The organism is Longimicrobium sp., from assembly GCF_036387355.1.
Lineage (GTDB): Bacteria > Gemmatimonadota > Gemmatimonadetes > Longimicrobiales > Longimicrobiaceae > Longimicrobium.
In genome coordinates, this window is record NZ_DASVTX010000487.1 from 1 (window position 1) to 6,217 (window position 6,217).

General features: G+C 70.0%; 6 protein-coding genes. 3 read left to right on the plus strand and 3 right to left on the minus strand.

Translation table 11 applies throughout. The features are described 5' to 3' along the window. The coding region (locus VF665_RS20855) for a TonB-dependent receptor (protein WP_331055396.1) at positions 1-2,894 on the plus strand (2,894 nt) is incomplete at its 5' end. Positions 2,895-3,072: 178 nt separating this feature from the next. On the opposite strand, the gene VF665_RS20860 is transcribed toward VF665_RS20855, so the two are convergent. The 3 genes from VF665_RS20860 to VF665_RS20870 form a co-directional block, all read right to left on the minus strand. Beyond that, positions 3,073-3,786, minus strand: a complete 714-nt coding sequence (locus VF665_RS20860; RefSeq protein ID WP_331055397.1) for an ion transporter — start codon at positions 3,784-3,786, stop codon at positions 3,073-3,075. A gap of 305 nt (positions 3,787-4,091) precedes the next feature. Continuing rightward, positions 4,092-4,598 carry a DinB family protein gene (locus VF665_RS20865; RefSeq protein WP_331055398.1) on the minus strand — a complete coding sequence of 169 codons (507 nt, stop codon included), beginning with the start codon at positions 4,596-4,598 and terminating at the stop codon, positions 4,092-4,094. A 152-nt stretch (positions 4,599-4,750) separates the two neighbouring features. After that, the gene (locus tag VF665_RS20870) at positions 4,751-5,248 is read right to left on the minus strand and encodes an acetyl-CoA carboxylase biotin carboxyl carrier protein subunit (RefSeq protein ID WP_331055399.1); all 498 of its coding nucleotides are present in this window, start codon (positions 5,246-5,248) and stop codon (positions 4,751-4,753) included. A gap of 216 nt (positions 5,249-5,464) precedes the next feature. Here VF665_RS20870 and VF665_RS20875 point away from each other — a divergent pair, with 216 nt between their 5' ends. After that, on the plus strand, positions 5,465-5,767 hold the full coding sequence (locus tag VF665_RS20875) for a hypothetical protein (protein WP_331055400.1): 303 nt from the start codon (positions 5,465-5,467) through the stop codon (positions 5,765-5,767). A gap of 200 nt (positions 5,768-5,967) precedes the next feature. Next, positions 5,968-6,217 (plus strand): hypothetical protein (locus VF665_RS20880; protein WP_331055401.1); only part of this gene is annotated, 250 nt, incomplete at its 3' end.

Genomic DNA, 6,217 nt, shown 5'->3' on the forward strand with positions numbered 1-6,217 from the left:
TGACGGACGCCACCGGCACGCCCGTGGCGTCCGCGCTGGTGGACCTGAACGAGTCGCCGGGCACGCTGCGCCGCAACGCCCGTACGGACGCGGCCGGCGCGTACCGCATCACCGGGCTCCCCACGGGCCGCTACACCGTCGCCATCCGCCGCTCGGGATACAACACCGGGCGGGATGTGATTCTGCTGGCGCCCGGCGAGGTGCTGGAGCAGAACTTCGTAATCACTGCACGCCCCATCATCATCGACACCGTGACGGTGGTGTCGGACAATGACGTGTCGCTGGACCGCACCCAGACGGGGTTCGATACGCGCGTGACCGAGACCGCGCTGGAACTGCTGCCGCTGGCCGCGGTCCCCTCCGCCGCGGTGGCGCTGACGCCCGGGGCGCGCGGCGCGCAGGTGTTTGGCGGGGCCACGGCGCAGGCCAACCAGTACCAGATCGACGGGCTGGCCGCCAACCACCCCGGCGTGGGCGGCGACCTGGTGCAGCCCAGCCTGAACTGGCTGGAGGCCGTGCAGGTGCGCGGGCTGGGCGCGCCCGCGGAGTACGGCAACTTTCAGGGCGGGGTGGTGAACCTGGTCACCAAGAGCGGCACCAACGACTTCCAGGGCGAGCTCAGCGTCAGGGCCAACGCCGCGCCGCTCACCGCCAGCAACCTGCGGCGCTACGATGTGGCCGCCGAAACGCGGTCGCGTTACGACGTGGAGGGCGAGGTGCGCGGCCCCCTGGTGCGCAACCGCCTGTTCTACTATCTGGGCGGCCAGTACATCGCGCGGGAGGACCGCGTCCCCAACAACCTGATCACCCGCGACGGCTTCTACGCACCCTTCCCCATCGAGCGCGAAGAGCGCAAGGCGTTCGGCAAGCTCGCGTGGCAGCCCACCGCGCGCGACCAGTTGACGGTGTCCGGCGGGTACCTGAACCTTTCCTCCGACGCCTTCGCCAGCACGGGATACGAGGCCGAGCCCCTGTCACGCCTGGAGGCGCCCACGACGTTCGCCAACGGGCGGTACGAGCGGCTGCTGGGCGCGGGGCGCACCTTTCAGATCTCCGCGGCGGCGTTCTCGCGCGACGAGCGCCGCGAGCCGCTGGCCGGCGACGACCGGCCCGCGGTGGTGCTGTACGGCACCAACCGCTTTCAGCCCACCTTTCTGAACGCCCCCTTCCGCACGCGGCAGGCGCCCTCCTCCGCCACGGTGCAGTCGTCGCTCACCTGGGCGCTGGAGCGCGGGGGGATGCGGCACGCGCTCAAGGCCGGGGGCGAGTACAGCCAGGGAAGCTGGATCGACCAGCGGCTGCGCAACGGCGGGATGACGTGGCGCCCCTCGTTCGGCCGCAACTACTCGCGCTTCAATCCCGCGGACGCGGCAACCTGGGGCGGCGTGGTGCCCAGCGAGTGGGGCGGCGAGGTGAACCTGCACGCGGACGTGCGCAACGCCGCCTTGTACCTGCAGGACAACGTGGAAATCGGGCCGCGCTTCACCCTCGCGCCCGGCATCCGGTACGGCTGGTGGCAGGGGTACATCACCCCCGCGGGCGGTGAGGGCGCCCGCTTTCGCGCCATGCAGGACGCGGCGCCGGACTTTCGCCTGGGGGCGACCTGGGACGTGACGGGGCGCAACGACCTGGTGGTCAAGGCGCACGCCGGGCGCTACCACCAGAGCATGTTCGCGCAGTTCTACGAGCGGGTGGAGGGCGGCGGTGTGTTCAGCGACCGCGAGACGTGGTACCACTATGGGCGGCTCACGGACGTAAACCAGCGCTACACGCAGGCCGAGCGCGACCTGCTGGCAAAGAGCGGCGGGTTCCGCCTGCAGGAGTCCGTGCGGCTGAACCAGACGGGGCCGGTGGACCCGGACTACCGCCAGCCGCACGTGGACGAGTTCGTGCTCGGCGGCGAAAAGCAGCTGGGGCGCTTCTGGAAGGCCGAGCTGGTGTACGTGAACCGCCGCAACCGCAACATGGTGGCGCTGGTGGACCGCAACGCCGCCACCAACTATACGGCGTTCGACGGGGTGGGCGTGCCCGGGGTGGAGTACCTGGGTCGCGGGCTGCGGCTGGACCGGGTGTACATCCCCAACAACGTGCTGATCGAGTACCTGACCGCCATCGCCAACGACTGCCAGTGCGGGCCGCTGCCGCCGGGGCTCACCGTGGCGGACCGCACGCGGCTCACCTGGGATCCGGACCTGGCGATCACCAACGCGCCGGGCGCGCGGCGCACCTTTCACCAGCTGCAGGGCGTGGTGCGCTTCGGCTATCCCCGGTACGGCGGCGTGATCAGCGCGGTGTGGTCGCGGCTGCAGGGCAACCTGGACAACGTGGGCGGATACGACGAAACGGGCGACTACATGGCCGGCCAGTTCACCAACCCCAACCAGGGCGTGAACGCGGACGGGCTGCTGCCCAACAGCAGCGTGGCCGAGATCAAGACGTGGGTGTACGGCGCCCTGCCGGCATCGCTCCGCGGGGGCCTGCTGTTTTCGTGGGCCGCGGGGGACCGCTACACGCCGCGGTTCGAGCTTTCGCCGTCGCTGTACCGCTACAACGTGCCGAGCGGCGCAACGCTCTCGTCGCACCTGCTGTTTCCGGTGAACGGCCAGCCGGTGTTCGTGGAAAAGCGCGGCGCCGAGGCGTACCCGGAGCGCGTGCAGCTGGACCTGCACCTGGAGCGCGGGGTGCGGACGGGCGTGGCGGAATGGGTGCTGGAGGTGGATGCGGTGAACGTGCTGGGCCACGACACGCCCACCGCGTGGAACACCACGGTGAACCAGGGCCTCAACTACTCCGTGGACAGCGACCAGGCGGGGCTGGAGACGGGCTTCTACCGCGCAGTCCGCGACCGCGTCCCGCCCCGCGCGGTGCGCCTGGGCGCCACGGTGCGGTTCTGAGCGTCGGGCGAAAGAACCGAAGCCTCGCGCGAAAACGCGGAGAAGAACGAGGGAAGGGAGATCCGCCCATCCTCCTGCCGCACGTCCCGCCACCTTCGCGTGAGGGCAGGGATGACGCTTTCCTACAGCGCGGGAATTCGTTCCGGATCAGCCACGCTGCATGTGTGATGGACAGCGCTCAGCGCAGCGCTCCGCCGCAGTGGGGGCACGCGGGTGCCTCCCGGCGGGCCTGCACCGCTTCCACGAAGCCGGCGCCCAGCACGGCGGTGGGGAGCGCGAACCGGCCGATGCCCACGATGGAGATCAGCCCCGCGGCGATGCGCCCCAGCGGCGTCACCGGCGTGACGTCGCCGTAGCCCACGGTGGTGAGCGTGGCCACCGCCCACCACATGCTTTCGGGAATGCTGGAGAACTTGTCCGGCTGGGTGCCGTTCTCCACGAAGTACATGATGGATGACGAAACGACCAGCAGCACGGCCATGAACGCGACTGACAGGACCAGTTCCTCGCGCTTCTGCCGCAGCACGGTGCGAAAGAGCGCGAGCGCGGTGATGTACCGTCCCATCTTGAGCAGCCGCACCAGGCGGAACAGCCGCGCCGCACGCAGCACGCGCAGGTCCACGGGCGCCACCATCACCAGAAAGGGCAGCACCGCGAGCAGGTCGATGAGCACCAGCGGGCGCAGCGCGAACCGGAGCCGGCCGCGCAGGGCGCCCCGGTAGTGCGGATCCTCCACGCACGACCACAGGCGGGCCAGGTATTCCGCCGCGAACACGGCGACCGAGAACACCTCGAACGCGTGGAACTCCCGGCCGAACCGCGCCTCGAGTTCCGGGACGGAGTGGAGGACGACCGCCAGCACGTTCGCCGCGATCAGCGCCATGATCGCCATGCCGAACATCCGGTTCGCGGCGTCGCCCGGCCGCGGCGGCCCGACGACCTGGAACACCCGCGTCCTCGAAATCCACCAGCGCCGCTCCGGCAACGCGGCGTTCAAAGCCGACCAATGGATCATGGATACGAAAGAGGGTGCGGGGGAGAGCCGCCGGCGTGCGGAACGCGTCAGGCCACGTGCGGGCGCAATCGGGTGCCTGCACACCGATCAGTCGGGCGCGGGCCCGGCGATTCGCATACGCAGAAGGGGCCGCACCGGAACGTCCGGTGCGGCCCCTTCCCGTCATCCACCTCCGCCAGCGGTCAGGGGAGCGCGGGCATGCCCATGGCCGCCCACTCCTCCGCGGCGGGGCCGTACACGCCGGGCACGCTCAGGCCGGCCTGGCGCATCAGCACGGTCATCTGGCCGCGGTGATGCGCCTGGTGCAGCATCAGCGCGGACAGCACCGTGCCGCGCTTCCACTGCTGGCCGTACATGGGCACGTACTCATCCAGCACGTCATCCGTCCACGCGGCCCGCAGCGCGGCGGGGAGCGAGGCGGCGGACTCCTCGTAGGCGCGGGTGATCTCGGCGGCGGAGGTGGGCGTGGGCGAGTGCTGCTCGGGCCCGGTTACGCCCGGCACCCCGGCCGACTCCATCATCTCGCGCACCGTTTCGGTGATGTGCCACGCCAGCCGCCCCAGCGTGCGGCCGGCGGACAGCCCCACGCGCTGGTTCAGCGACTCATCCGTCAAATGCGAGAACACGTTGACGGTGCCCTTGGAATCCATCGCCCAGTCGCTGATGAAGTCGTCGATACGGCGGTACATGGGAACTCGGATGATGGGGTGAGGAGGAACTGCAGTGTCCAGATGGAAGTGCCCAGTGCCTGGAAAGAAGTGCCCAGTGCCCAGGTTCAAGTGCCCAGGTTCAAGTGCCGAACATGTCTGGGCCCTTGGTACTGAGCACTGGGCACTTTCTGTTATTCGAGCACGATCAGCACCGCGCCCTTGTCCACCGTCTGCCCGGGCGCGACCGCGATGCTGGCCACCACGCCGTCGGCCGGGGCCTTGAGCTCGTTTTCCATCTTCATCGCTTCCACCACCACCACGCCCTGGCCGGCGCGCACCGTCTGCCCCACCTCCACCTCCACCTTGAGCACCAGGCCGGGCATGGGGGCCAGGATTGTCTTGTCAGCCGCGTCGTCGGCGGTGCCGGTCATCTCGCGGATGGCGCGGGTGCGCTCGTCCACGGCGTCGGCGACGAAGCGGTCCGCGCCGATGCTCAGCTGCCAGCGGCCCTTGCGGTCCCCCGCGTGTACGGCGAACGCGTACGAGCGGCCGCCCGCCAGCAGGTGCCGCGTCCGCGTGCCGGGGAGCGTGGAAAGCTGCGCCTCCACGGGCGTGCCGTCCACCACGGGCGTGGCGCCGGTCAGGTCGACTTCCACCTCGCGTCCGGCGATCGTAACAAAGTAGCGCATCAGCGTTCCAGGCGTTGTGCGGACAGGGCGTGCGATCCGGCGGAAACCTGCGGCGGGCAGCCCCGCGCCGCAACCCTTGCGGCGCGCTCGCCGCGTACAAGGAGTGCACGCGCAGCACCGTTGACGCACACGCTTCCCGACGCAATTCATTCGGGGTCCGCGCCGGGCGGCCCGGCGCGGACCGCCGCATCCACCCGTTCACACCGGAGGATCGCCATGCCCAAGCTGCAGCTGCGCGTCGAGAGCCTGACCGTGCAGTCGTTCCATCCTCGGGACGACGATCCGCGCCACGGCGGCACCGTGTTCGGCCGCGCGGACGTGGACACGAACACGACGCGCACCGATCCCAGGACGGGCCCCACCTGCCCGGAGTGCCCGATCAGCTATCCCGAAACGTGCTACACCTGTTACGGCGACAGCTGCCAGGTGATCTGCGGCGATCCCCGGTTCACCGACAACAAGACGTGCCGGGGCGACAGCTGCGACATCTGCTACGCGCCGACATCCTACACGTGCTGAAACGAGCGCGGGAGGCCGGGCAAGATGTCCGGCGGCCCGCGCCCGTTGTGATCGCGATGCCGGGTTTGCACGCACGCCACCAGTGACGCACACCGAATCCGACACGATACATCCATTACGCGCCGTGAAGGCGGACGGGCTTGCGTCGGCCCTGCGGGCGATCACGATTCGTTGCCGGCCACCATCACACGGAGACAGCGATGAAGAAGCTGAAGCTGGAGTCACTCACCGTGGAGACGTTCGAGCCCGCGCGTACGGAACGCGCCACCCGCGGCACCGTCCGCGGCCACGACTGGTCGCGGCTGGGGCACGACGAGACCTGCGGGGGAATGAGCTGCGACACGCGTGCATCACCGTGTACGACGACACCTGCCCCAACATCTGCACCCTGTAGAAGACGTCGCGCACGGGAGGGTTGTCCCGGACCCGAGTACGGCGAGGGGCGCCCGC